We start from the raw sequence: 26,924 nt of genomic DNA, 5'->3' as shown, positions 1-26,924 counted from the left end.
TTCAATTATTCCTATCCTTTTTTTAATTTTGGAGAAAGAGAATTAGCTCTTTTATTTTTAAATTTAGTTTCTTCTTTAATAACATTTTTTTCATGTGGATCAAACCACCTTGGAGCTATGTTTTTGGAGTTCCATTTGGTATATTCTGCCTCTAAACTTTGTACGATATCAGAATTAAACGAAGCTATATCATGCCTTTCCAAGGGGTCGTTTTCTAAATCAAAAAGTAAGGTTTTATTTTTATACGCACTCTTATATAGCTTAAAACCTCCTTTTCTTATGGCATATTCAAATCCCCCAGACGACCTCCAGAATAATAATTCATGAGGCTTACCATCAACCTTATTCTCTAAATAAGGCATCAAATCTATACCGTCCAATTGCTTTTCTAATTTAGCATCACCTCCGGCTATATTCAATAAAGTAGGAAACAAGTCTAAAGAAGAAACAGGATGGGCATAAGTTTGTTCTCCACTCAAACCAGCCGGCCACGACATACAAAATGGTACCTTAATGCCACCTTCAAAAAGCATTCCCTTGTGTCCTCTGTTTGGTCTATTGTCAGCATGCTCAACTCTTCCTCCATTATCGCTCAAAAAAACAATAATTGTATTATCCTTTATTGAAAGTGCTGTTAAAGTAGAATCAATTTTGCCCAAGCCAACATCCACACCATTAACCATAGCTCCATATATGCTTCTACCAGCATACTCAATATGCTTTGTATTATCTAGATATTGCTTAGTTGCATGATCTGGAGCATGCGGCGCATTGTAGGCCAAATACATAAAGAAAGGCTTATTTTTATTTTCATTTATAAATGTAATAGCTTCATTTGTAAAATCATCAGTTAGATAAGATAGTTCCTCCTGAGACACTTCTACCCCATTTTTATAAATAGTTTTTAATGGGCCATCAGGAATGCCCCAATAGTTCATACCTCCTCCGGGAAATCCAAACCAATAATCGAAACCTTGTTCTGTAGGATGTAATTTAGGGTGATCTCCAACATGCCACTTTCCAATTGCACTGGTAATGTAACCCTGCTCTTTAAGGGCTTCAGAAATCATTTTCTCGCTAAGTGGTGTTCCAATAGTTTCGTCATTTTCACCATGATAAGGCATATTACAATCATGCCCAAACCGAGCTTGATACCTCCCTGTTAACAAACCAGCCCTTGATGGACTACAATACGGATGAGATACATATCCATTTGAAAACACAACACCTTCCTTAGCTATTCTATCTAAATTATGTGTCGGAATATCACTACCCCCATTAAAGCCAACATCGGCCCAACCTTGATCATCTGTTAAAACAATGATAATGTTTGGCTTTACCTTGTTTGTGTCTGTTTGTTTTATTGAGTTTTTTAATAAAAATGACGTAGAAAGAAATGCAATAAATGCAAGTGGACTAAGCACACTAAAAGTCTTAAAAGCGTTAAACATATATATATTCTTAAATTATATTTCCAAATTCAAAAAACTTAAAAATTTATTCGTTTGGTGTAATTGCAACCGCACTTCAAAGCAAACAATTATGAAATATGACCTCTACAAAATTATGAGTTGTTTGAATAAATTATTTGAAGAGTTGTTCTTATCTGTAGAACAAATGGTTAATTTTAAGTATTGAGTTAATAATCACTTTAAAACAATATCTAATAATACTATATTTAAACTCCTAAATTATTGAAACAAACAAAAACCATAAATTATGAGGATGTTTAAATTCCTGAACATTGTATTATTCTTCTTTATTTCACTTGTTATTTTTTCGTGTAAATCGGAAACCAATGAACCTATTCCAGATCAAAACTTCAATAAAGATTGGCTATTTACTAAAGGAAAAGTAAAGGGTGGTGAGACTATTGACCTTAATGATGCTACTTGGAGAAAATTAAACCTTCCTCATGATTGGGCCATCGAAGGACCGTTTGATAGCAAATATAACGCCAGAACAGGAGGATTACCCGTGCATGGAGAAGGCTGGTATAGAAAACATTTTACAGTAGATAGATCCCATGAAGGAAAGCGAATTTCCATTGAATTTGATGGCGCTATGAATAATGCAAAAATTTGGCTTAATGGTAACTATATTGGAGGGCGTCCTTACGGGTATATTGGTTTTGAATTTGATTTAACGGACTATATTAAGTTAGGAGAAGATAATATTATAGCTGTTCAGTTAACACCACAAGACTTAGCTGCTCGATGGTACTCTGGAGCGGGTATATACAGAAATGTACGCCTAAAAATAAACAACTCTATTCATATACCTCAATACGGCACTTATATTACCACTCCGGAAGTTTCAAAAGAGAAAGCTTTAGTTAGTATTAAAACAAAAATTACAAACTTTAACAAAATTCCTGCAAACATTGTTTTAAAAACGATAATTCTAAATGCTACTGGCCAATCGGTTGCCGAAACAGAATCTGAAGTTGATTTAAGTTTAGATACAGAAGTTGATGCTTCCTTAACTATTCATGAACCTGAACTATGGGATATTAATAATCCAGCATTATATCAAGCGAAAAGCATTCTTATAGTCGATAATAAAATTGTTGACGAGTATTTAACTGACTTCGGAATTAGAAGCATTGAATTTGATAGAAACAAAGGTTTTATTTTAAATGGAAAAGCAGTTGAACTTAATGGTGTCTGCATGCATCACGACCAAGGTCCCTTAGGTGCTGCTATTAATTACAGAGCAAAAGAACGTCAAATGGAAATTATGCAGAGTATGGGTGTAAACGCATTACGAACTAGTCATAATCCCCCTTCTCCTGAAACTTTAAAAATTTGTGACAGATTAGGTATTGTCGTTATTGTGGAAGCCTTTGATGAATGGAAAATTGGAAAAATACCAAATGGGTATAGCCAATATTTTGATAAATGGCATGATACTGATTTAAGAGACATGATTAAACGTGATAGAAATCATCCTTCAGTAATTATGTGGAGTATTGGTAATGAAATTCTGGAACAAGCTAAAAAAGATGGTTGGAAATTGACCAAACACTTATCTGATATTTGCAAGAATGAGGACAATACAAGACCAACAACTATTGGTTTTAATCATTTTCCTGCCCCTTTTGTAAATAAACTTGCTGAACATGTTGATATTGTAGGAATGAATTATTGGCCGGAAAACTACAAAGAGATTTTAGATGAACACCCTAATATGATAGTTTATGGATCGGAAACTTCGTCTCAAACAAGTAGTCGTGGTGTGTATCACTTACCTATTGAATTTACACCACAAAAAGAAACCATTCATGTATCTAGTTATGACGTAATTGTGGGACCACCTTGGGCATACGCGCCAGATGTAGAATTTGATGCTCAAGCAAAAGAACCACGTTCATTAGGGGAATTTATTTGGACTGGTTTTGATTATTTAGGTGAACCAACCCCTTTTGGAGGTCGGGATAACTCTACCAACGGATATTGGAATGACGATTGGCCAGCACGTTCGTCTTATTTTGCTCCAGTTGACTTATGTGGTTTTCCAAAAGACAGGTATTATTTATATCAAAGCCAATGGACAACAGAACCCATGGTGCATGTTTTGCCACATTGGAACTGGGAAGGAAAAGAAGGTGAAACAATTCCTGTATATGCCTATACAAATGCTCAGGAAGTTGAATTATTCGTTAATGGAAAATCTTATGGCAAAAAAATAAAAGGAAAAGACATTACTGAAATCCCTTCCGAATATCATGATTTTGAAAAAGGAATGTACAAATCTAAATACAGATTATCTTGGAATGTTCCATATCAACCAGGTTCAATAAAAGTTGTTGCCTATAATGATAATAAGGAAGTAGCAACCAAAGAAATTAAAACTGCTGGTAAGCCAACAAATATTTCGCTTTCTGCAGATAGAGCTGAAATATATGCGGATGGCACAGATCTATCGTTCATCACCGTTCGAATTGAAGATAAAGATGGAAATATTTGCCCATTAGCAGACAATTTGGTCAACTTCAACATTACCGGCGAAGCCACTTTAGCTGCTGTGGGTAATGGGGATCAAACATCATTAGCTTCATTTCAAGTTAACAATAGAAAAGCATTTAATGGCTTATGCTTGCTTGTTATAAAATCAACCGAGAGTGCAGGTGATATTACGATTACAGCTTCTTCCGAAGCATTGAACACAGCGGAAATTTCTGTGAAATCAAAATAACCTTGTGAATAATGAAAACACATTTAGTATTTGCCATAAGTTTGGTTTTATCTTTAAAATTAAGTGCTCTAACCTATAAAAACTCTTGGATTAATCTGTTTCCAAAAAATGGAATGAATATAAACTATAAAACTACAGAAAAGACGAATACTAAAAACAATAAACTCTTTAAAGTTAAAAAGAATAAAATAAAAGTTTTGTGCTCTTGGAAAGACACCCAAGTACTTTGTAGATTGATCACTAAAACAAAAGCTTACAGTCATTCCATGAGCTATTCGCATTAATATAAATTCAGTTTAAAAAAACTAAATAATGGTTTTTCAAAGATATTTTAAAATCAAATTATTGATAATAAATATTTTACTACTATTTATAGTGTCTTGTTCTAGCAAGATGCCGCATAAACCTCTGGCTATATCTTTCTCTACCAAAGAAATTGACAAAAAGGTAGAGAAATTAATGAGTACCATGTCATTAGACGAAAAACTGGCTCAATTAGAAGGTATTCGCCCTCAAGATGTTATGGAGAATAATAAATTATCCATAGAAAAATGCCGGGAATTAATACCCCATGGTATCGGCCATTTTTGTCAATTTTCTTCAGGATTAACCAAATCACCAAATGAGCTAAGAGATTTTGTAAGAGCCATACAAAACTATTTAATATCAGAAACTCCATTAGGGATACCAGCAATTTTTCATGAGGAGGCCATAACTGGATTTGCTACTCAAGGCGCTACAACATTCCCCCAACAAATTGGCATGGGTTGCACATGGAATCCAGAACTAATCCAAAAAAACACAAATTCTACTAGGCTTAATATGCGGGCAGCAGGTGCCACATTTGCTTTATCGCCAATGTTGGACATCAGTAGAACTGCCCATTGGGAACGATTAGAGGAAAGCTACGGAGAAGATCCGTATTTAACCTCAGTATTAGGTTTGGCCTTTGCTAAAGGTTTACAAGGAGATGATTTAAGAACAGGCGTTGCTGCTACTGTAAAGCATTTTGTAGGGTACGGCACACAAAACAGCAATGAAAAAGAACTTTATGAAGACTATTTGATGCCTCATGAGGTTCTCATAAAACACGGACATGTTAAAAGTGTCATGCCTTCCTACGGAAAATACAAAGGCACTGCTGTAGTAACCAGTAAGGAAATGCTAACCGCGATTTTAAGAGAAGATGTCGGTTTTGACGGCATAGTTGTGAGTGATTATGGAGCTATAAATTTAACCTACAAAGGGCATAAGCAAGCAGAAACGCCTATGCATGCCGGAGCAATGGCTTTAAATGCTGGAACCGATATAGAATTACCTCACCCTAAATGCTTTCCCTTGCTTCCTGAAGCTATAAAACAGGGGCTGATTTCAATGGAAACTATTAACGACGCGGTTAGACGCTCTTTAATTATGAAAACAAAACTTGGTTTGCTTGACGACAATCCTAAAATTGGAGTTGATGGTAACTTAGATTTTGATCCTCCTGAAAACAGAAAACTTGCTTATCAATCGGCTGCACAGTCTATCGTTTTGCTTAAAAACAATGGTATACTCCCAATAAAAAGCAATATCAAAAACATTGCTGTTGTTGGTCCTAATGCTGCTAGTGTTTATGGGTTATTGGGAGACTATACATACCAATCCATGATATCATTCTGGTGGAGTAAACCATTTGACAAAAACAATCCCAAACTGGTAACGCTACTTGAAGGGCTAGAATCAAAAATTGATAAGAATACAACCATTACATATGAACGAGGGTGCGACTGGAGTGCCGAGTTAGAAACTAAAATTATTTCTGACCTAGGTGATGATAGGCTAAGCAAGCTTAAAATGATGGCTATAAAAGATCAGCCCCAACCAGATTTAAACAATGCATTAAGAATTGCAAAAGAAAGTGATGTTATAATTGCCGCATTAGGAGAAAATATTTATTTATGTGGTGAAGGTCGAAAAAGATCGGGCATTAAACTACCTGGAGAGCAAGAATTGTTTATTCAGCAACTTCTAGCAACTGGTAAGCCTGTTGTTTTAGTTTTGTTTGGAGGTAGACAGCAATTACTCTCTAATTTCGAGGATAAATGCGCAGCAATTGTTCAAGCTTGGTTTCCGGGTGAAGAAGGAGGCAATGCCATTGCAGATATACTATTAGGAAATGTAAATCCATCAGGAAAATTAAGTGTTACCTATCCAAAATCTGAAAGTAAACAAGAAATCAACTATAAAAACGGATACAATAAAAATGACATGCCTCAATATGCTTTCGGTCATGGATTATCATACACAACATTTAAATATGATAATTTTGAAATAGACGCGTCTGCAAATACGAATCAAGAGAGTTTTAAATTAACTTTTAATTTAAAAAATACGGGAAGTTTGGATGGAACTGAAATTGTGCAGTTATATGTATCACCTGAGGATAAAAATTCTACAATGAAGCCTATTCAATTAATAGGTTTTCAAAGGGTGGAGTTAAAAGTAAAAGAGTCTAAAAAAGTCATCTTTATAATATCTCCAGATCTGTTAGCTCAATACAAAAACAAGGAATGGATAGTTGAACCTGGTCTTTTTAAATTCAAAGTAGGAGCTTCTGTTTCGGATATAAAATTAAATGGCGGTCTAAATATTAAGGGGGGAACTAAGATACTTCAGAATGGAAGACAGGTTTTCTTTTCACTAAACGAGCAACTCAAAATCTAAAAAACCATGAATAAGTTAAGTATAACATTTCTCTTTTTTTTATCGCTAGTTCATTTTATTCATGCACAAGAAAAGCCCAATATTATATTTATACTTACAGATGACCAACCTTCAGGACTTATGGGGTGCGATGGTAATTCGATAGTTAAAACACCTCATATTGATAAACTTGCCTCCGAAGGTATGTTTTTTACGAATGCTCATATAACTAGTGCCATTTGTACTCCAAGTAGAATTTCAATATTATTGAGTCAATATGAACGCAAGCATGGTGTGAACTTCAATTCTGGCACAAGTGTATCTCCTGAAGCTTGGAAAAAGTCTTACCCAGTACTTATGCGGAATGCTGGATACTATACCGGTTGGATAGGAAAAAATCATGCGCCTATTGGAAAGGGTGGATATTTAAGTGGCTTAATGGAAAAGAGTTTTGACTACTGGTACGCGGGTCATGGACACCTATCTTTTTACCCGAAAGAACGTCACAAAATATTTAATGATGCTAAAGCTTTTACACAACCTGAAATAATAAATGAAGGTGTTAATGATTTCTTAGATAATAATGAAAATAAGTTAAAGGGCGCTATGCGTTTTCTGGAGGAACGCCCCACAAATAAACCATTCATGCTTTCTATTAATTTTAATTTACCTCATGGTAATGGTACGAGTTCAATGAAACTTAAACCTAATGACGACGCCATATATAAAACTCTTTATAGAGATATTGAGTTACCTCTGCCTGAGAATTATATTGCAAAAGCAGATATTGAATATCCTAAATTACCAGAAGATATACTACGTGCAGAAGACAGACAAGTGGGATATAACTATGTGGACACCCCAGAAGATTTTAGAGAACGCTATACAAGACAACTTCAAGCCATGACTGGCATTGACAGAATGGTGGGAAACTTAAGAAACAAACTAAAAGATTTAAATCTCGAGAAGAACACCATTATTATTTTCACATCAGATCATGGTTTATTTATGGGAGAACAAGGGTTAGGTGGAAAAGCACTCTGTTATGAAAAAACAACTCATGTTCCCTTGATTATAATGAACCCCTTAATAAAACGAAAATTAAAAGGTTTAAAAAACGATGCGCTTGTGCAAAGTATAGATATTGCTCCTACTATGCTTTCTTTTGCAGGACTAAAAAGTCCTAAAGACTTTCAGGGACAAGATATATCCGCACTAGTTTATGGGGAGACCTCCCCTATTCGAGACTATATTTTTACGGAAAATTTATGGTCAACCCAATTTGGAAATCCAAGGTGTGAAGCTGTTCAAAATAAAGAGTGGAAATATATTAGATATTATAAAAACAACACATTCTCTGCAGCTTCTAAAATTAAAACCGCTAAACTTTTAGGCATACCAGTAGCAAAAATGCTCTATGCCGTTCATGATTCTGATATTGCCATTTATAGAGATTATGTAGAATCCCCTTTAAATGGTGAACAACCTGTATATGAAGAATTATATCATTTAAAAAACGATCCAAATGAACTCATCAATTTAATAAACGAAACGAAGTATTCAGAAGTTCTCAGTAAATTAAGAGAAACTTGGGGATTTGAAATAACCAACGCCAGAGGGACTGATGCGCCAAAGGTTTTGCGTTATACAATTGATAGTCATCCAGCTGGAGAGCACTAACAAAAAACTAATAAGTCAATTGAGAATTGGATTATTAATTTAACCTTTCTCATTAAACAATTATACAATAATGAAAAACCCACTATTATTATTGCTCATATGCTTTCATTTACAGGGAAATGCAAAAGATTATAACATTTTAAACTATGGAGCTAAAGTTGATGGTACCTCCTTAGATACAAATGCCGTACAAGCAGCCATTGATAATTGCTTCGAAAATGGCGGAGGACGCGTCATTATTCCATCAGGCAAAACAGTTCTTATTGGAACCATATATTTAAAAGATTATGTGAATCTACATATCGAAAATGGTGCAATTTTATTAGGAAGTCCTGATTACAAGAATTACACAACCGACACCCATAAAAATATGTACAAATTAGAACCGCATATGGATAGGTGTCTAATTTTTGCTAAAAACGCAAAATATTTTGCTATTACAGGTCTTGGAACTATTGATGGTAATGGTTATTTTAAAAATTTCACAAAAGAAAAAGGTGGTCGCCCCATGCTAATACGGTTTATAAACTGTACGGATATTTTATTAAAAAATGTGACGTTAAAAAACCCAGCTGCTTGGACCTCTGCTTGGTTATATTGCAGCGAAATTGTAGTTGAAGGTATTAAAATTATAAGTAGAGTAAACAATAATGGAGATGGTCTTGATTTTGATGGTTGCACGAATGTTAGAGTCTCTAACAGTTCTTTTGACACGAGTGATGATTCTATTTGCGTTCAAGCTTCATTACCAGATAAACCAAGTAAAAATATAGTAATAAGTAATTGTGTTTTTACGAGTAAATGGGCAGGTATGCGTATAGGATTATTGTCCAGAGGAGATATAGAATCTATAACCGTTTCTAACTGTACTTTTAATGACATACAAGATTCTGGATTAAAAATACAACTCAATGAAGGTGGAGAGATGAAAAACATGACATTTTCAAATCTTATTATGAAAAATGTTCCTAGACCAATTTTCATGACTTTTGCACAGCAAAAAGCCTGTGTTGATGCTCCTAATAGCATGTACCCCATGAAAGCTATGCACAGCTTTATTTTTAGTAATATAATTGCCGACAATCGAGGAATAGACAAAAATTCAGCAATCTTTATAACAGGCATGCCCAATTTCTACATTACAGATATACAGTTAAACAATATTTTGATGACAGTTTCTGGAAAAGGAACTAAAATAGATGCCGATAATACAAATATTAAGGAGTATACGCTTGATGTTTTGGATGGATGGTGGCCAGAGTTTCACCTAGTTGGTACGCTACCTGCCTATGGTATTTATGCTCGCCATGTAAACAATTTATCACTAAGTAATATTCAAATAAAAACCATCCATGAAGACCATAGACCGCCTATTGTTTTTGACGATGTTCCTGAATCTAACCTCAACAGTGTTTTTGCAAACAAAAAGGAAATTTTACAACCGAAAAAAGTGAATTAAATGAAATACGAAAAAATCCTTGTTGTTATTTTAAGTCTTTTAGCCGTGACTTCATGTAAATCCATAAAAAAGGAATATGACGTAACAGAATTTGGAGCAGTTGGAGATAGTCTTACAATAAACACAACAAGTATTCAAAAAGCTATTGATGCATGTTCAAAAAATGGAGGTGGCACAGTTAGTATATCTGGAGGAACCTATATTAGTGGAACTATTATTCTTAAAGACAATGTAACCTTATATATTTCTGAAGGAACTAAACTAATTGGAAGCTCAAATCCCCTAGATTATCAAAGTATAGATACCTTTATTGATGCTACAGGGCAAAAACGAGGTAATTGTTTAATAGGGTCAAGAAACGCCAATAATATTGGAATTTCTGGAAAAGGAATAATTGATGGAAATGGTAAATCCTTTTTATCAAAAAACCTAGCAGCTAAAATAAAAGAGCTTAATCTTTCTGAAAGTGATAAGAAAAGTTTTGGAATAAACAGACCTTTCTTATTGCGTTTTGTAAAATCCTCAAATATTCTTATTCAAGATATTAACTTGAAACAGCCGGCAGCGTGGACATGTCATTTTTATCAATCAAATAATATTCAGGTAAATAATATTAATATTTACAGTCACGCACATCATAATAATGATGGTATAGATTTAGATTCTAGTTATAATGCTACTATTACAAATTGCCAAATTGATACTGGTGATGATGCTATATGTATAAAGGCAACCTCTCCTCTACCTACCTATAATATCCTAGTAGAAAATTGCACTTTAAAAAGTGATTGGGGAGCTTTAAAGTTTGGAACAGAATCTATGGGCGACTTTCATGATATCAAAATTCAAAATTGTAAAATTCATGATACTAAAGGTGGAGGTATTAAATTGTTAAGTGTTGATGGTGCAAATATTTATAATATAGACATAAACAATATTAAAATGAATAAAGTTGATATGCCAATTTTTATTCGTTTAGGGGAACGGCTAAGAACCTATAGAGATGCCGATAAGCAGGATGTTGGGTCTATTAAAAGTGTTAATATTTCGAATATCAATGCCACAACTCAAAACTTAAAAAACTCAAGAGTTTCATCTCCTACCGGAATATTTGTTTCAGGAACTCCCAATCATAAAATAAGTTCTGTTTCTCTTGAAAATATCGCAATAACTTTGCCGGGTAGTGAAGATAATTTGATATTAACTCCAGTCGAAGAACAAGAAAAAGCGTATCCAGAATTTAGTTTTTTCAAAGTATTACCAGCTTATGGCCTATACGCAAGGCACATAGATAGTATTAAAGTATCAAATGTAACGTTTAAAACAACACATAAGGATATTCGAGAAGAAGCTGTTTTTAAAAATGCCAACCCTATTTTTAATTAAGTTAAAAATCCATGAAAATCATAAAATCTATTTTTACCATTACCCTATTATTCTTTATTTTTTCTTGCGAAAATAACCATCAAACTACAGAAAAAATTCTTTTCGATTTTGATTGGAAATTCGCAAAAGGAGCTATTACCAAATCCGAAGTACCTGAATTTAATGATAGTTCATGGAAGTCCGTCAATTTACCTCATGACTGGAGTATAGAAGGACCGTTTAGCAAAGAAAACAAGTCTTTTTCAAGAGGTGGATGGCTTCCAACCGGTAAATGTACCTACCGAAAAACCTTCAATATACCCTCGAAAGATAAAAACAAACGCATCGCTATTTATTTTGATGGCGCATATAGAAATTCTGAAGTTTGGATCAATGGCGCATACTTAGGAAAAAGGCCTCTTGGATATATTGCTTTTCATTATGATTTGACAAAGCATATTAAATATGGAAGTAATAATACCATAACCGTTAAACTTGATAATTCTAGCCAACCCGGTTCTAGGTGGTACACAGGAACTGGTATTTACAGACATGTTTACTTAATTAAAAGCGATAAACTTCATATTCCAATTTGGGGAACTTATATAAATACAAATACCTGTTCTTCATCCATGGCTACATTGCATATTGAAACTGAAGTACAAAACTCTCATTCAGAAAGTAAAGAGTTTAAAATTAAATATACTATTTATAGCCCTTTAGGCAAAATTGTTAAAACAAAGTACGCTGATGGCTTCCTTAAAGAATACAGCAGTTCTACTAACCAAATCTCAATTAATATTGAAAACCCAGAACTTTGGAACCCTGAAACGCCCAATCAATATAGGGTAAAAACCGAGTTAATAGAAAGCAATAATATTGTCTACTCAGAAATAACCAAAACTGGAATCAGAAATATTGAATTTAATTCTGATACTGGATTTAATCTTAATGGTAAAAATATAAAGCTAAAAGGTGTTTGTCTGCACCACGACGGTGGTCCATTGGGTGCTGCAGTTTATAGAAGAACGATTGAACGCCAACTAGAAATACTTAAAGAAATGGGATGTAATGCAGTACGAACAGCACATAACCCTTTTTCTGAAGAATTTTTAGATGTATGCGATGAGATGGGGTTTTTAGTTATGAATGAAATGTTTGATGAATGGGAGTTACCAAAATCACCAATGACAACTCAAGAAGGAAAAAAAGTTAAAATTCCAGTAGATTTTTATGCCAAAGAATTTAAAAAATGGGCCAATATAGATTTGACTGATTTTATTCTAAGAGACAGAAACCATCCTTCCGTTATCATGTGGAGTATTGGAAATGAGATTGAACAAATGATGAATGAAACAGGTGCTCCAATTGCCAAACGGTTATCTAAAATTGTGCATGACTTAGATTACAGACCTGTAACCAATGGCGTTTATGGCTACGGATGGAATAGATGGCCAAATGAAGAAGCCGTTTCTTTTAGTGATGTTAAGGGATATAATTACATATTAGATGAAGGTTTTGACATAGAAAAAACTCAATTTCCGAATGCAAAGGCCATTGTTACGGAATGCGCATCGGCCCAATCATTCTACCCTAGAAATACCTATCTATATGGTAAAGAAAAAGAGGCCTGGTGGAACAACCTGAACTATACAACTAATGATGCTTTTAATTGGGCTGAAAGACGCGATATTAGAAGTGTAAGAGGTATTGATGCATGGAAAGCTGTAAAAAAACGCAAACATGTTATGGGGCAATTTATTTGGACAGGTTTTGATTATTTGGGCGAAGTTATCCCTTTTGGATGGCCTGCAAGATCTTCATCTTTTGCGCCCATAGATTTATGTGGGTTTCCAAAAGATGGTTTCTATTTTTATCAATCGCAATGGACAGAAAAGCCTATGGTACACATTTTTCCGCATTGGAACTTAAAAGGTCAAGAAGGAAAAAATGTAAAAGTATATGCTTTTACAAATGGTGATGAGATAGAGCTGTTTCAAGATGGGAAATCTTTGGGTAAACAAAAAAACGATATCAATGGTGTTGAATATCAATCTTGGGACGTTAAATACACCCCCGGAACGCTCAAAGCCTTATCATATAAAAATGGAGAACTATATGCAGAGCAAGTGATTAACACTGCTGGTAAAGCCGATAATATTGAAATATTTACAAGAAGAACAAAAATGCAAGCAAACAGTCAAGACTTAATATATATTGAATTTACTATTAATGACAGTAATGGAAATATGGTGCCCAATGCAAATAATCAACTTAACTTTTCTATTGAAGGACCTGCCTCTATAGTAAGTGTTGGTAATGGCAATAATATGAGTCATGAGCCTTTTCAATCCAATAAAAGAAAAGCTTTCAATGGAAAATGTCTAGCAATAATAAAATCTACAAATACACCAGGTGAGATAAAATTCACCGTATCTAGTTACGGTTTAAAAAGTAGCAGTATTACTCTTAATTCAAACTAAAATATTATGATTTCAAAAAAAATAGTTTTAGGCATACTTTTCAATATTGCAGTTCTCCAAATATTTGGTCAAAAAACCAAAATAAAAAAACCGAATGTGCTTGTAATATATACAGATGATCATCGGTTTTCTGGCGTGCAAGCATTAGGAGGAATGCCGGTAAAAACACCTCATATTGATAAACTTGCAAATGAAGGTATTGCATTTACAAATACTTTTTTAATGGGTTCTTTTACTGGTGCTACTTGTATAGCAAGCAGAGCTATGTTACACACAGGGAGGCAATTATTTTCGCTTAATGGGCAAGGTCATTCCATTCCAAAATCGCATACCACAATTGGAGAAACTTTTAAAGGAGCTGGATACGATACACACATTGTTGGAAAATGGCATAATGATAATGAATCGCTAACACGTTCTTTCAACTCAGGAAATAAAGTTATGGGACGTGGTGTTTATCTCGTAGATCACTTTAGAATGCCCTTTTGGGATTGGGATAAAACAGGAGCTTTTTCAAAAGAAAACGCCTATTTATTGACTTATGACGAGAATGGAAAAGAAAAAAGGAGAGCCATTAATGGTGACGATAAAAGAGGCCCTATAGGTACTGAATTAGACGGTCCTCATACCTCAGAAGTATTTGCTAGGAGTGCCGTTAAATATATAGAGGATTCTAAAAAGAAAAAACCTTTCTTTTTATATGTTGCTTTTCATGCACCTCACGACCCTAGGCAAGCACCAAAGGAATTTAAGGACATGTATAAATCTAAAGATATTGAGCTACCACCATCATATATGCCACAGCATCCTTTTGATAATGGTCATATGTTTTTAAGAGATGAAGAATTAGCTGGTTGGCCTAGAACAAAAGATATCGCTCAACAAGAATTAGCCAATTACTATGCGATTATAACCCATTTAGATTATCAAATTGGGAAAATCATTCAGGCCTTAAAAGATAATGGACGTTATGAAAATACTATAATCGTATTTGCCGGAGATAGCGGTTTAGCCGTTGGAAATCATGGCCTATTGGGCAAGCAGAATATTTATGATGAGGATGGTATACACGTCCCTTTTATCCTTTCGGGTAATTTAATACAACAGAAAGGACGCAGAATTGATGCTTTAAGTTATATACATGATATTTTTCCAACAGTTTGCGAATTATCGAATATTGACAAGCCCGAATCTGTTAATGGGAAAAGTTTAGTTCCTGTTATGAATAACCAGCGAAAAGAAGTTAGACATTCAACATACCATGCCTACAAACAATTTCAACGTGCATACAGAAAAGGAAATTATAAGTTAATTGAATACGTAAGAGCTAATGATAATAACTGGAAACGTGGTGAAGAAATACGAGGCTCGAGAGTTACTCAATTATTCAATATAAAAAAAGACCCTTGGGAAACTCAAGATTTATCATTCTTTCCAGAATATAAAAAGATTATTTCAGATATGAGAACTGAGATGAAGCAAAAAGCTAAAACTTTAGGTGATAAAAAGGAAAATATTGAAGGTGAAAAATACGATTTTTGGGATTTCTACTAATGTAAAACGGACAATTGAATTTAACAATACCACCCATCATTATCATCATTTTAAAAAATATAAACAGACATTGAAATGATCAAACAAAAATTACTTTTCAAAATATTGGCATTAAGCCTTACATATTTTGTAGCCGTTTCATGCGTTAATAAAGGCATTAATAGAGAAATCGTTGATTTCAACTTTAATTGGCAATTTCATTTAGGGGATATCCCAGAGGCTTTTGAAAAAAACTTCAATGATGACAACTGGAAATCTATAAAAGTACCACATGACTGGAGTATAGAAGAAGGATATCTTAAGACTGGTGAAACAGCATCAAGCACGGGTTTCGTTCCCGGAGGTATGGGATGGTATAGAAAAACATTCACTCTTAAGCCTAAAGATAAAGAAAAACACATTTCTATTATGTTTGATGGGGTTTACAACAATTCAAGCGTTTGGATTAATGGACATTTATTAGGGACGCGACCAAATGGTTATATTTCGTTTTCTTATAATCTAACGGAGTACTTAAATTTTGATGGTTCAGATAATGTGATAGCCGTAAAAGTTGACCATTCGGCATATGTTGATTCACGTTGGTATACTGGTTCCGGTATTTATAGAAAAGTACAGCTTATAAAAAAACATAAACTTCATATAAAGCAATGGGGCGTACAAATTAGAACACCTTTTGTTAATAAAGAAAAAGCAAAAATTAGCATTAAAACGACTATAGAAAATGGAGAAAACCCTAATCTAACCTTACAATATAATATTGTTGATTCAAAAGGAACTATTCTAAATTCAGTTACTAAAAACCTTGGAGATCCTAATATTTCAAATACAGAAATAACAATTAATGATCCGTTATTATGGTCTATTGATAATCCTAATTTATATAACCTGAAAGTAGCCCTACTTCTAGATGGACATGTAATTGATAATACCAGTGAAACTTTTGGACTAAGAACATTTAGGTTTGATGCAAATACTGGGTTTTACCTTAACGACAAAAGCATGAAATTAAAGGGTGTTAACTTGCACCATGATGCGGGTGCCGTTGGATCGGCTGTCCCAAAGGGTATTTGGAAATATCGTATTGAACAACTAAAATCTATTGGGGTAAATGCCATTAGGTTTTCACATAACCCGCATGCTAAAGAATTACTTGAAGTTTGTGATGAATTAGGGTTATTAGTCATGAACGAAGCTTTTGATGAATGGTACAATCCTAAAAAAAAGAGTAAGGTTTACTTAGGAGATAATGCGGCTTCCGCAAAGGCATCATTATCTTATCCTTCCGTTTTTAACGAATGGGCAGAAAGAGATTTAAAGGATTTAATTTTGAGAGACTTTAATCATCCATCTGTTTTTATGTGGAGTATTGGAAATGAAATTGAGTGGACCTTTCCCCATTACTTAAAAACTTTTAATGAGGTTAATATTACTTCTGGGGAACAGGGTTATGAATACGTGCCAATTTATGACAACGCAATAATTAAAGAAACCTTAGAGTCCAACATTAACAAAATTGACCCACTAGCCCATACTGCTCAGCAATTAGTTTCTTGGGTCAAAGAAATTGACACTACAAGACCCATTACTTGTGGTAGTGTTTTACCTTCTATTGGTATGGTAAGTGGTTATGGAACCGCTGTTGATGTTTTTGGGTTCAATTATAGAGCATCCGATTATGATATAGCGCATAAGACTTATCCAAATTTAAAAATATTGGGTACTGAAAATTGGGGAGATTATTGGGAATGGAAAAATTGTACAGACCGCGATTTTGTCTCTGGAATATTTGTTTGGACAGGCTTTGCATATATGGGTGAAGCGGGGCCTTGGCCAAGAAAAGGTCTAGAAATATCATTCTTTGATTTTGCAGGTTTTAAAACGCCAAGAGGGCATTTCTTTGAATGTTTATGGAATAATAAACCTAAAGTCTATATGGTTACGACACCCGCAAAAGAATCTGAATATTCATATAAAGATGAAAACTGGGAATTCAATATGGAATTAACACCTCCACCAGTATGGAAAATGCTTCGTAAATGGGAATGGTATAAAGTATATCCGAAATGGAAATATACAGAGAATGAAAACATTATTGTGCAAACATATACCAACTGTGAAGCAGCTGAATTATTTTTAAATGGAACCTCATTAGGGAGACAAAAACTAGCTAATTTTAGTGAAACTGACAATATAATTAAATGGCTAGTCCCTTATACTAAAGGAGAATTAAAAGTTATCGGGTATAATGGGGGAATAAAGGCTGACGAATATGTACTAAACACTAACAAGACCAAAATTGCTAAAATTAATTTAGAAAGTTCTAAAAATAATTTAAGTGCTAATGGTTACGATGTTTCCATTATAACCGCTACCCTATTTGATGATAATAATAACCTAATAATTGACGGTGATACCGAAATTGAATTTACTGTATCTGGTCCAGCAAAGAATATTGGTGTAGACAATGGTTGGGAAATGAATATACAACCGCATAAAACCAATAAAGTGATAACACACAACGGAAAAGCAATACTAATTATTCAATCTACTAAAGAGTCAGGAAACGTTGAAATTAATTGTAAATTAAAAGACAAACAATTAAGCTCATTAAAACTAACTTCTAATTAAGCTTTATGGATATTAATAAAAAAATACTCCTTTTAGTATTATTAATACTAAATCTAGCTTGTAAAAGTACTTCTGAAAAACCAAAAAATAATGAATCAGAATGGTTATCGTTATTCAATGGAAAGAGCTTAGATGGTTGGAATATGAAGCTTTATCATCATAAACTGGGAGATAATTATGCAAATACCTTTCGTGTAGTTAATGGCGTCATTCAAGTAAATTATGATGATTACGAAAACCAACTCTTTGGAGAGCGATTTGGCCATCTATTTTACAATAAGCCATTTTCTTCCTTTCATTTAAAATTTAAATACAAATTTACCAATCAGTGGTTAAAAGATGCTCCCTACTTTACATATAGAAATAGTGGTATTATGTTTCATTCGCAAGATCCAAAAACTATTTTAAAAGAACAGAATTGGCCCATATCTGTAGAATACCAAATTCTGGCAGAAGAAAACGTTGGAGAACCAAGGCCCACAGGAAACATGTGTTCCCCTGGATCCGAAGTCGTCTTTAATAATGTAATGGATTCTAGGCATTGCATAAAATCCACATCAGAAACCTTACCCTGGGATGAATGGCAAAATGGAGATTTAATTGTTTATAAAGATTCTCTTGTTATTCATAAAGTTAATGGTAAAGAAGTTTTACGATATTCTAAACCACAAATTGGAGGTGAAGTTGTTAAAGGCTATAACCCTGAAATAAAAATTGATGGTAAACGACTAACAGAAGGCTATATAGGATTACAATCTGAAGGTCAAGGCATTGAATTTAAACAAATTATAATAAAAAATTTAAAGTGAAACTTCGTTATAAAATAAGTACAATAGTAACCCTTTTTATATTTTTATTTAATGATTTATATGCCCAAATAAGCAATTATGAAACTGATTTTGAATTATTTGCTTCAAAAACAAGAATCATTGAATTAGTATCTTCAGATGGTAAGGGTCGTATAGCTATAGCTCCAGAAATTCAAGGAAAAATTATTGGCTCATCATATCATGGCTTAAAAGGAAAAAATAATGGCTGGATAAATAAATTTGCTTTTAATAATGGTAGCATTAATTTTGAAGCTATTGGCGGTGAAGATAGAATCTGGCTTGGTCCACTTGGAGGGCAACATTCGTTTTACTTTCAACAATTAAAGCCACTAAGGGAGACCAACTGGATGGTCCCACCCCAGCTAAGTAGTGATGCTTTTACGTTAAAGAGTTCATCTAGTAGGTCTGTAGTTTTAGAAAAAGGTATGGAGCTTACCAACTTCATTGGAACATGCTTTCGTCTCAATATTGAGCGCAGGATAAAAATATTAGAAAGACATACCATAGAAAATAATCTAAATATTTCTCTTGATAAAAACTTAAATTATGTTGCCTATGAATCTGCTCATACGCTTACAAATACCGGTTTAAAAAAATGGAAAAAAGAAACGGGACTTATTGCTTTGTGGAGTGCTGGTATGTTTGAAGGTTCGGATGAATCTGTTGTTATTATTCCATTGGAAAAACCGGCATCGCTCGAGGATATTTACAAGTATATGGGACCGCTAGACTCTGAAAGACTTTCAATAAAAAAACAAGTTGTATTATTTAAAGCAGACGGAAAATATAGAAGTAAAATTGGTATTCCAAATACTTTAGCTCCAACTATTTATGGCTGTTACTCAAAAAACAAAAAACAACTAACCATTGTACAGTATAGAAAAACCAATGATAGCCTCTTTTTTAACTCAAATGTGAGTATTCAAAAAGAGCCATATCAAGGAGAAGTCATTCCTATATATAATAATGGAACCATGGACTATTCAAAAACCAACAAAACAAGTTTTTTTGAACTAGAATCTACATCGCCGTTTAAAGAATTAGCTCCTAATGAAAATCTAGAACATTTTCATAGGGTTTATCACTTTTCAGGTACAGCATCAGCCTTAGAGGACATCGCATTAAAACTTTTAAAAATTTCGCTAAGGGATTGCTCCTTAGGTATTATTAAAAAGTAAATTTTCTAAAAAGCAACGCAAACTGGAGAAGTAAAAGATGTTGATCGATATACTTCATCCAACTTACCATTTAAAAGGATTCTATATACAATGGTTTCGTTAGAATCTTGCAAACATGCAATAAGCCATATTCCATTCGGGCTAATATTAAACTCTCTAATTGTTTTGCCTTGCGTATAGGTGTAATCAACAAGTACCAAATCATCAGTAACTATTTTAAAAATAGTAATCGTATCCAGAGTTCTATTAGCAACGTACAAAAAGGTTTCACTTGGATGAATTCTTAAAGCAGATGAACTAGGTAATCCGGTAAAAGTATCTGGTAACGATTTTATATTTTTTTTGAATGTAAAAGAACTGCCGCTTCTTACTAATATAGAAACATCTCCACTTAATTCATTAATTACATAGCCTATTTTCCCGTCTTTTTTAAATACTAAATGACGTGGCCCAAGCCCCTCAGGTATCTTGATATCCGAATTGTAATCTACGCTTAAAAGATTATTCTTTAATTGGTATGCCTTTACCTTATCTATACCCAAATCAGGCACAAATATTTGATTTTTATTCGGATGAATCACCACTTGATGTGCGTGAGGAGCTTCTTGTCTTTCTCTGTTTATACTTGATCCTGAATGTTTTATATTACTTATTTCATTTACTAGTGCCCCATCATCATTAACCTTATACTGAATTACGTTACCAGTTCCGTAACAAGCTACAAATACATTATTATTTTGAAACTCAATATGACAAGGTAAACTACCCGAAACACTAATCTCATTAACAAAGCTTAAAGAATAGTCTTCATTTATTCTATAGGCTTTTACTTTAGGGTGCTTAATTTGAACAACCTCCGACACAGCATATAAAAACGATTTATCGGGACTTTTAACCATGTAAGACGGATTTACAGTTTCCATGGTAGATAAATGCGTTAAAACCCCAGTTTGTTCATTTAACTCAACCACATAAATACCGGTTCCCGATCCTCCAAAATTTCGACCTAACATTTCTGTATAGCTTCCTAAATAAAAAATCGACATGGCTTTGAATATTTATATGTTTTATCTGCTTTAATTAAATACTGGTTTAATAGTGATTCTCCAATATAAATTGAAAAGCTTAGTAAAGTAAGCGTAAATGCCTAAAAATACATACTAAACTAAATCACACAAAATTCTAGTTTAAGTTAACATGAAAAGTTACCGTATAAATTAACAACTATTTTTTAGGTGTTATTTTAAACGCATACGCATAATTCCCAACTTTCTTAGGTAATTTTATTTTTAAACCTTCTGGAGTACTAGAAAAATCTAAATTCCTTTCATGACCCAACATTTCAACAGATTCAATATTCGAAGTAAACAGTTGGTTTCCAGATTTCAAACTACGTATTTTTAATTCTTCTCCCTTAGGCCAATCTAAAACAATCGCATACAGGATATCTTCTTTTGTAGTAAAACGAATATCTTTAGCCGTATTATCGGCGTTCTTTTCTTCACTTAAATGTCCTTCAATAACCTCGGCATCACCTTCACCATAAATTTTAAATGTTCGAGTTCCATAAATAGCTTCCCCGTTTATTTTTAGCCAATCCCCCATTTCCAACAAACGTTCCTTAACAGGTTCAGGAATGGCTCCGTCTGCTCTAGGTGTAATATTTAAAAGTACAGCTCCATTTTTACTAACTACATCAACTAGAAAATCAATTAACCTATTTGTAGATTTATATCTAGGATTACTAATATGAGACCATGATTTCCAATCAATAGAATCATCGGTTAACCAAGGAAAATCTTGCTTTTCACTCATTCTTGATCGCTCTAAATCTAAAACAGCCGTTCCCTTTGCAAAATCATAGAATTTATATGTGGAAACTACATCTTGATTCTTTTGATCTGCATGGTTATAATAATATTCTAAAAATTCTTTTCTATGGTCTTCACTAACCACATCCATTTTATTATCAAACCAAACTAAATCTGGATTATATTTATCTACAATTTCCTTCAATCTGTTAAGCCACTCATCACTAAAATCTTGATCTGCAAGCGGATAATAACGTTCAACTCCAGAATCAATTTCATGCGGATTCAAAGGCATTTGATTATCTCCTTTCTTTAACTTTGGTCCATATAAACCAGCGTATTTTGGATCGGAAGCATCGGTAGTCTCATCCCAGGTAGGGTACCAACCAAATAACCAATGTCTGTGAAAAGTAGCAATAAACTTCATATCACGCTTACGTATCTCTTCTGATAATTCACCCATTATATCTCTCTTAGGTCCCATATCCTTAACATCCCACTCTGTCAATTCACTATCCCACATTGCAAAACCATCAGCATGTTCAGAAACTGGTCCTGCAAATTTTGCTCCTGCTTTTTGAAATAGATCAGCCCATTCAGCAGCATTGAACTTTTCAGCTTTAAACATAGGAATAAAATCTTTATAGCCAAATTCATTTAAAGGACCATAAGTTTTTACATGATGCTCATAAAATTTAGTTGGTTTACCATTTTTCGCCTCAGGATTATCACCATTCACATACATCCAGTGTGCGTACCATTCATTTTCGTATTCAGGAACCGAATAAGGGCCCCAATGACAATAAATACCAAATTTAGCATCTAAAAACCATTCAGGAGTTACATGTTCTTTTAAAGATTCCCAATCTGCTGTATACTTCGGGACATGGTTTTCCAATACTTCATCTTTTTGCTTTTCTTTGCATGCAATATTAAACACACATATTAACAGAGGTAGTAAAACGACTTTTATGACTTTCATGATGTATACAAGGTTAGATATTGGTTAACACAACATTGTGATTAATTAAGTTTTCAAGATGATTTTTGTTGTTACTGGTATTGATGCTCCCAATTTTTCACTTAAATCTGATGGTAATGCCCCTCCTACATAAACTTTATATTCACCCGGCCTAAGTACTTCTTTTCCAGCACCATCAAATTGATTGAATGCTTTTTTTGACAAACTAAAACTAACATTTACTGTCTCTCCTGCCTTAACGAAGACGCGCTTGAATGATTTTAAATCGTAAATAGGGTCTTCTTTTCCTGCCAAAGGTGAACTAATATATAATTGCACAACTTCATCTGAATCTAATTTACCCGCATTTGACAAATCTACATTTACCTCATAACTGTCACTAATTTTTAAATTACTGTATTCAAAAGACGTATAAGATAAACCAAATCCAAAAGGAAATTGAGGTTCCTTAACCATATATTTATAGGTTCTTCCCTTCATATTATAATCTTCATAAGCAGGCAATTGATCCACCGATTTCGGAAAGGTAATAGGAAGTTTTCCAGATGGAGGTACATCTCCAAAAAGAACATCTGCAACCGCATTACCTCCTTCTTCTCCCGGATACCAAACAAAAAGAACCGCATCTACCAAATCGAATAATTCTGGAATCGCAATTGGGCTTCCTCCTGTTAAGACCAAAACAATTGGTTTATCCGTATTCTTTCTTATTTTCTTAACATAATTAATTTGATTTTCAGGTAATTTAATTTGCGTTCTATCGCCTTTTTCACTGGATGCTATAGCCTCACCTTCTTCTCCTTCTAATAGTGCAGATATCCCCATAACCGCAATACAAACATCAGACTTTCCTGCTTCACCCGTAGACCAATCAATGGGGTTCACGTTTTCTCTAAAAGGTAAAACTCCCGATTTGTAATTAATACTTGTTCCCGGACTAACCTTACTTACTATACCATCTAAAATGGTTTGAGTATTGCTAGTTAAACCATAATAATTACCAAGTAGAACCTCTTCGTTTGAAGCATTAGGGCCCACGACATACATGGTACGTGTGTCTTTTTTTAAGGGTAAAACACTTCTATCATTCTTTAGCAAAACAATCGATTTTTGGGCAGCCTCGCGCGCAATTTTTCTATGTGAATCTGAGTCCACAACATCTGCAGTAATAGCATCGTATGGATTTAAACCAATAGGATCGAACATGCCCAATTTAAATCTAGTTAATAAGTTTTCTTTTAACCTTTGGTCTAACAAATCGACAGTAATTAGATCTTGATTCAAAGCATTTTTCAATACCTTATATACATTCCCACAATTTATATTAGTTCCGCTTTTAAGCGCTAAAGCTGCAGATTCTTCGGGTGTATTCGTTACTTTATGGAAAGCATGAAAATCATTTACAGCACCACAATCTGAAACGACATAACCATTAAACCCCCAACGATCCCTTAATATACCTTGAAGTAAATAAGGGCTCCCACAACATGGTACACCAAGCGTTCTATTATAAGCTCCCATGACCCCCTCAACATTAGCTTCCTGAACTAAGGCCTTAAACGCTGGCAAATAGGTTTCGAATAAATCCTTTTTACTTACTACCGCATCAAACTCATGACGAAATTCTTCTGGTCCACTATGAACTGCATAATGCTTTGCACAAGCAGCGGCTTTAATATAATCTGGATTATCACCTTGCAAGCCTTTAACAAAAGAAACACCAATTCTACTTGTTAAATAAGGATCTTCACCATAAGTTTCTTGACCTCTTCCCCATCTAGGGTCTCTAAAGATGTTTACATTTGGGGACCAAAATGTTAACCCAGCGTAACGGCTTCTATTATTAATTTTAATAGCTTCGTTATATTTTGCACGTGCTTCATCTGAAATAGCATTTCCAACTCGCTTTATTAAATCTTCATCAAAAGTTGCCCCCAATCCAATTGCCTGAGGAAAAACAGTTGCCCTACCATTTCGTGCCACACCATGCAGCGCTTCATTCCACCAATTATATTCAGGAATATTTAAGCGTTCTATAGGTGGACAAATATCTAGCATTTGAGAACATTTTTCTTCTAAGGTCATTTCCTTAACTAGTGCATCTACTCTCTCATTTAAAGGTGTTTTTGTGTTTTCCCAGGGAAATTCGAATTCCAGAGCTTCTTTTATCGCAACATCTTGATTCTTGACTTCTTTTTTTTGCAACTCGAAAGTGAGATTGCAAATAATAGGATTGAAACAAATTTTAAGGTTCTAAATTTTATATCCATAGCTTAAGTTCTTCGTTTTATGATTTATTAATCGTTCCAATGTTCGTCAATAACCTTTTGTAAATGTGGAAATTTACTTCCATCATCCTCGTTTAATTCTTCACGTTTTACTTTAAGTTGTTCTTTCAAATGGGCGATTATATCTTTATATTTTGGATCTTCATAAGCATTATTCATTTCTTCAGGATCTTTTGTTAAATCATAAAACTCCCATGCGACTGGTGTGTGCATGGTAAACCTATTACCCCAACTTTCTTTATTCCATTTGGCGTCAGGTTTATCTGTATCTACCCAATATTTACCATAATAAAAGATGAGTTTATATTTTTTTGTTCGAATACCAAAATGAGCAGGATTCGCATGGGCATGAGCCATATGCATCCAATATCTGTAATATGTTGATTGTTGCCAGCCATCAGGTTCATTACCGGTTTCTAATATACTTTTAAAACTATGACCTTGCATTTGCTCAGGAGCTGTTCCTCCGGCTAATTCTATTAAAGTGGGTGCAAAATCAGTATTATTTATTATGGCGTCAGTCCTTGTTCCTGCATTTATATACTCAGGATATCTAACAAAAAAGGGCATACGCATAGACTCATCGTACATCCAACGTTTATCAATATAATCATGTTCTCCTAACATAAAACCCTGATCTCCAGTGTAAACAATAATCGTATTATCATATAAACCTTCTTCCTTCAAATATTTAACTAATCGAGCTACATTATCATCTACCCCCTTAACACATCTCAAATAACGCTTTAAATATTCTTGATATGTTGCATGAGTATAAGCATCTCCCTCTAAATCATCAGCCTGATGAATATCAAAATCTGGATTACTACGCTTAGTATATGTATCACTCCATAAACGCATCCCCATATGGCGAATAGTATTTCGTTTAGATATAGACGACCCTATATCGTGAATTAAAGAATCATTAGCTCCTCTAACAGCAATAGATCCATGATTTCCATTTTCATATAAGCTCTTTGGTTCTGGAATTTCAGTATCAGCCAAATAATCTTTGTAACGTGGGGCAAATTCAAAATCATCATGTGGAGCTTTGAACTGATGCGCCAAGAAAAAAGGTTTACTTTTATCTCTCTTAGTTTTCAACCAATTAAGGGTTATATCAGTTATAACATCTGAACTATGGCCCTTATAAGCTTTTCCTTCATAGCCTTCCATATCAGCATAAGGTTTGTAATTCATTCCTGACTCTGTTAAATTCGGGTCAAAATAAGAACCTTGCTGATGATGTTGCGTGAAAATATTGTAGTAATCAAAGTTAGGCTGATGTTTCAAATGCCATTTACCAACAAGAGCTGTTTGATAACCCAGTTTTTTTATCTCCATAGGAAGGTATTGCTTGTTTGTTTCAACCGAACCTTCTAAATCTAAAACCCCGTTAGCCTGACTATATTGGCCAGATATTATGGTGGCTCGACTTGGCGTACAAATAGAATTAGTGACAAAACAGTTATTAAATATCATACCTTCATTTGCAATTTTATCCAATGCAGGCGTTGGGTTTAATCCAGCTAACCTACTTCCATATATACCTAATGCCTGAGTGGTATGATCATCAGACATAATAAAAATAATATTTGGTTGTTTCTTGGTTTTTACTTCTTCTGTTTTTTGATTTTTACAAGAAAAAATGACAGAAACAAGAACAAAAAGAAGAGATAATTTTGTTAATTTCATTGAGCTTAGTTTTTAGAATAGTAAATATCGTAAAACTAAGCATGTTGTTATACCATAAATGTCTAAAAAGTAGCAAGAATTGATTT

The 26,924-nt window shown here is 33.9% G+C and carries 16 protein-coding genes; 11 read left to right on the top strand and 5 right to left on the bottom strand.

The window, feature by feature from the left end:
- Window positions 1–11: 11 nt before the first annotated feature.
- Window positions 12–1,424 carry a sulfatase-like hydrolase/transferase gene (locus Q0857_RS15910; protein ID WP_298537552.1) on the bottom strand — a complete coding sequence of 471 codons (1,413 nt, stop codon included), beginning with the start codon at window positions 1,422–1,424 and terminating at the stop codon, window positions 12–14.
- Between the two features lie 295 nt (window positions 1,425–1,719).
- Between Q0857_RS15910 and Q0857_RS15905 the strand changes: the two genes are divergently transcribed.
- The 11 genes from Q0857_RS15905 (at window position 1,720) to Q0857_RS15855 (ending at window position 20,062) form a co-directional block, all read left to right on the top strand.
- Entirely contained in the window at window positions 1,720–4,197 is a 2,478-nt protein-coding gene (locus Q0857_RS15905; RefSeq protein ID WP_298537549.1) for a glycoside hydrolase family 2 TIM barrel-domain containing protein, read from the top strand.
- Window positions 4,198–4,208: 11 nt separating this feature from the next.
- Complete coding sequence (locus Q0857_RS15900) at window positions 4,209–4,481, top strand: hypothetical protein (RefSeq protein WP_298537545.1); 273 nt, start codon at window positions 4,209–4,211, stop codon at window positions 4,479–4,481.
- 61 nt (window positions 4,482–4,542) lie between these two features.
- Window positions 4,543–6,903, top strand: coding sequence for a glycoside hydrolase family 3 N-terminal domain-containing protein (locus Q0857_RS15895; RefSeq protein WP_298537542.1), 2,361 nt, complete (start codon window positions 4,543–4,545; stop codon window positions 6,901–6,903).
- A gap of 6 nt (window positions 6,904–6,909) precedes the next feature.
- Window positions 6,910–8,562: a sulfatase-like hydrolase/transferase gene (locus Q0857_RS15890; RefSeq protein ID WP_298537539.1), complete on the top strand. Its 1,653-nt coding sequence runs from the start codon at window positions 6,910–6,912 to the stop codon at window positions 8,560–8,562.
- Window positions 8,563–8,632: 70 nt separating this feature from the next.
- Window positions 8,633–10,021 carry a glycosyl hydrolase family 28 protein gene (locus tag Q0857_RS15885; RefSeq protein ID WP_298537536.1) on the top strand — a complete coding sequence of 463 codons (1,389 nt, stop codon included), beginning with the start codon at window positions 8,633–8,635 and terminating at the stop codon, window positions 10,019–10,021.
- On the top strand, window positions 10,022–11,407 hold the full coding sequence (locus tag Q0857_RS15880) for a glycosyl hydrolase family 28 protein (protein WP_298537533.1): 1,386 nt from the start codon (window positions 10,022–10,024) through the stop codon (window positions 11,405–11,407). It begins immediately after the preceding gene.
- Window positions 11,408–11,418: 11 nt separating this feature from the next.
- On the top strand, window positions 11,419–13,869 hold the full coding sequence (locus tag Q0857_RS15875) for a glycoside hydrolase family 2 TIM barrel-domain containing protein (RefSeq protein WP_298537529.1): 2,451 nt from the start codon (window positions 11,419–11,421) through the stop codon (window positions 13,867–13,869).
- A 6-nt stretch (window positions 13,870–13,875) separates the two neighbouring features.
- Window positions 13,876–15,423: a sulfatase-like hydrolase/transferase gene (locus Q0857_RS15870; RefSeq protein ID WP_298537527.1), complete on the top strand. Its 1,548-nt coding sequence runs from the start codon at window positions 13,876–13,878 to the stop codon at window positions 15,421–15,423.
- Between the two features lie 75 nt (window positions 15,424–15,498).
- The gene (locus Q0857_RS15865; RefSeq protein WP_298537524.1) at window positions 15,499–18,054 is read left to right on the top strand and encodes a sugar-binding domain-containing protein; all 2,556 of its coding nucleotides are present in this window, start codon (window positions 15,499–15,501) and stop codon (window positions 18,052–18,054) included.
- A gap of 5 nt (window positions 18,055–18,059) precedes the next feature.
- The gene (locus Q0857_RS15860) at window positions 18,060–18,863 is read left to right on the top strand and encodes a DUF1080 domain-containing protein (protein WP_298537521.1); all 804 of its coding nucleotides are present in this window, start codon (window positions 18,060–18,062) and stop codon (window positions 18,861–18,863) included.
- Window positions 18,860–20,062, top strand: a complete 1,203-nt coding sequence (locus Q0857_RS15855; RefSeq protein WP_298537518.1) for a DUF6786 family protein — start codon at window positions 18,860–18,862, stop codon at window positions 20,060–20,062. Before Q0857_RS15860 ends, Q0857_RS15855 begins: the two co-directional genes overlap by 4 nt.
- A gap of 5 nt (window positions 20,063–20,067) precedes the next feature.
- Here the strand turns inward: Q0857_RS15855 and Q0857_RS15850 are convergent, their stop codons facing one another.
- The 4 genes from Q0857_RS15850 to Q0857_RS15835 all read right to left on the bottom strand — a co-directional run bounded on the left by Q0857_RS15850 (window position 20,068) and on the right by Q0857_RS15835 (window position 26,838).
- Entirely contained in the window at window positions 20,068–21,108 is a 1,041-nt protein-coding gene (locus Q0857_RS15850) for a lactonase family protein (protein WP_298537515.1), read from the bottom strand.
- 178 nt (window positions 21,109–21,286) lie between these two features.
- Complete coding sequence (locus tag Q0857_RS15845; protein ID WP_298537512.1) at window positions 21,287–22,855, bottom strand: alpha-L-fucosidase; 1,569 nt, start codon at window positions 22,853–22,855, stop codon at window positions 21,287–21,289.
- 45 nt (window positions 22,856–22,900) lie between these two features.
- Window positions 22,901–25,060 (bottom strand): glycoside hydrolase family 3 C-terminal domain-containing protein, encoded by a 2,160-nt coding sequence (locus tag Q0857_RS15840; RefSeq protein WP_298537510.1) that lies wholly within the window; start codon window positions 25,058–25,060, stop codon window positions 22,901–22,903.
- Window positions 25,061–25,152: 92 nt separating this feature from the next.
- Entirely contained in the window at window positions 25,153–26,838 is a 1,686-nt protein-coding gene (locus Q0857_RS15835) for a sulfatase (RefSeq protein ID WP_298537507.1), read from the bottom strand.
- Between the last annotated feature and the right edge of the window lie 86 nt (window positions 26,839–26,924).

This window comes from uncultured Algibacter sp. (assembly GCF_947495925.1).
Taxonomy (GTDB): domain Bacteria; phylum Bacteroidota; class Bacteroidia; order Flavobacteriales; family Flavobacteriaceae; genus Algibacter_E.
The sequence above is the reverse complement of the archived record's forward strand: the minus strand, read 5'-3'. Positions and strand labels throughout refer to the sequence as shown.

Bases quoted from the DNA above. Each gene is read 5' to 3' on its own strand.
- Q0857_RS15905 (WP_298537549.1), top strand. From the start codon at position 1,720: ATGAGGATGTTTAAATTCCTGAACATTGTATTATTCTTCTTTATTTCA.
- Q0857_RS15900 (WP_298537545.1), top strand. From the start codon at position 4,209: ATGAAAACACATTTAGTATTTGCCATAAGTTTGGTTTTATCTTTAAAA.
- Q0857_RS15890 (WP_298537539.1), top strand. From the start codon at position 6,910: ATGAATAAGTTAAGTATAACATTTCTCTTTTTTTTATCGCTAGTTCAT.
- Q0857_RS15885 (WP_298537536.1), top strand. From the start codon at position 8,633: ATGAAAAACCCACTATTATTATTGCTCATATGCTTTCATTTACAGGGA.
- Q0857_RS15880 (WP_298537533.1), top strand. From the start codon at position 10,022: ATGAAATACGAAAAAATCCTTGTTGTTATTTTAAGTCTTTTAGCCGTG.
- Q0857_RS15875 (WP_298537529.1), top strand. From the start codon at position 11,419: ATGAAAATCATAAAATCTATTTTTACCATTACCCTATTATTCTTTATT.
- Q0857_RS15870 (WP_298537527.1), top strand. From the start codon at position 13,876: ATGATTTCAAAAAAAATAGTTTTAGGCATACTTTTCAATATTGCAGTT.
- Q0857_RS15865 (WP_298537524.1), top strand. From the start codon at position 15,499: ATGATCAAACAAAAATTACTTTTCAAAATATTGGCATTAAGCCTTACA.
- Q0857_RS15860 (WP_298537521.1), top strand. From the start codon at position 18,060: ATGGATATTAATAAAAAAATACTCCTTTTAGTATTATTAATACTAAAT.
- Q0857_RS15850 (WP_298537515.1), bottom strand. From the start codon at position 21,108: ATGTCGATTTTTTATTTAGGAAGCTATACAGAAATGTTAGGTCGAAAT.
- Q0857_RS15845 (WP_298537512.1), bottom strand. From the start codon at position 22,855: ATGAAAGTCATAAAAGTCGTTTTACTACCTCTGTTAATATGTGTGTTT.
- Q0857_RS15835 (WP_298537507.1), bottom strand. From the start codon at position 26,838: ATGAAATTAACAAAATTATCTCTTCTTTTTGTTCTTGTTTCTGTCATT.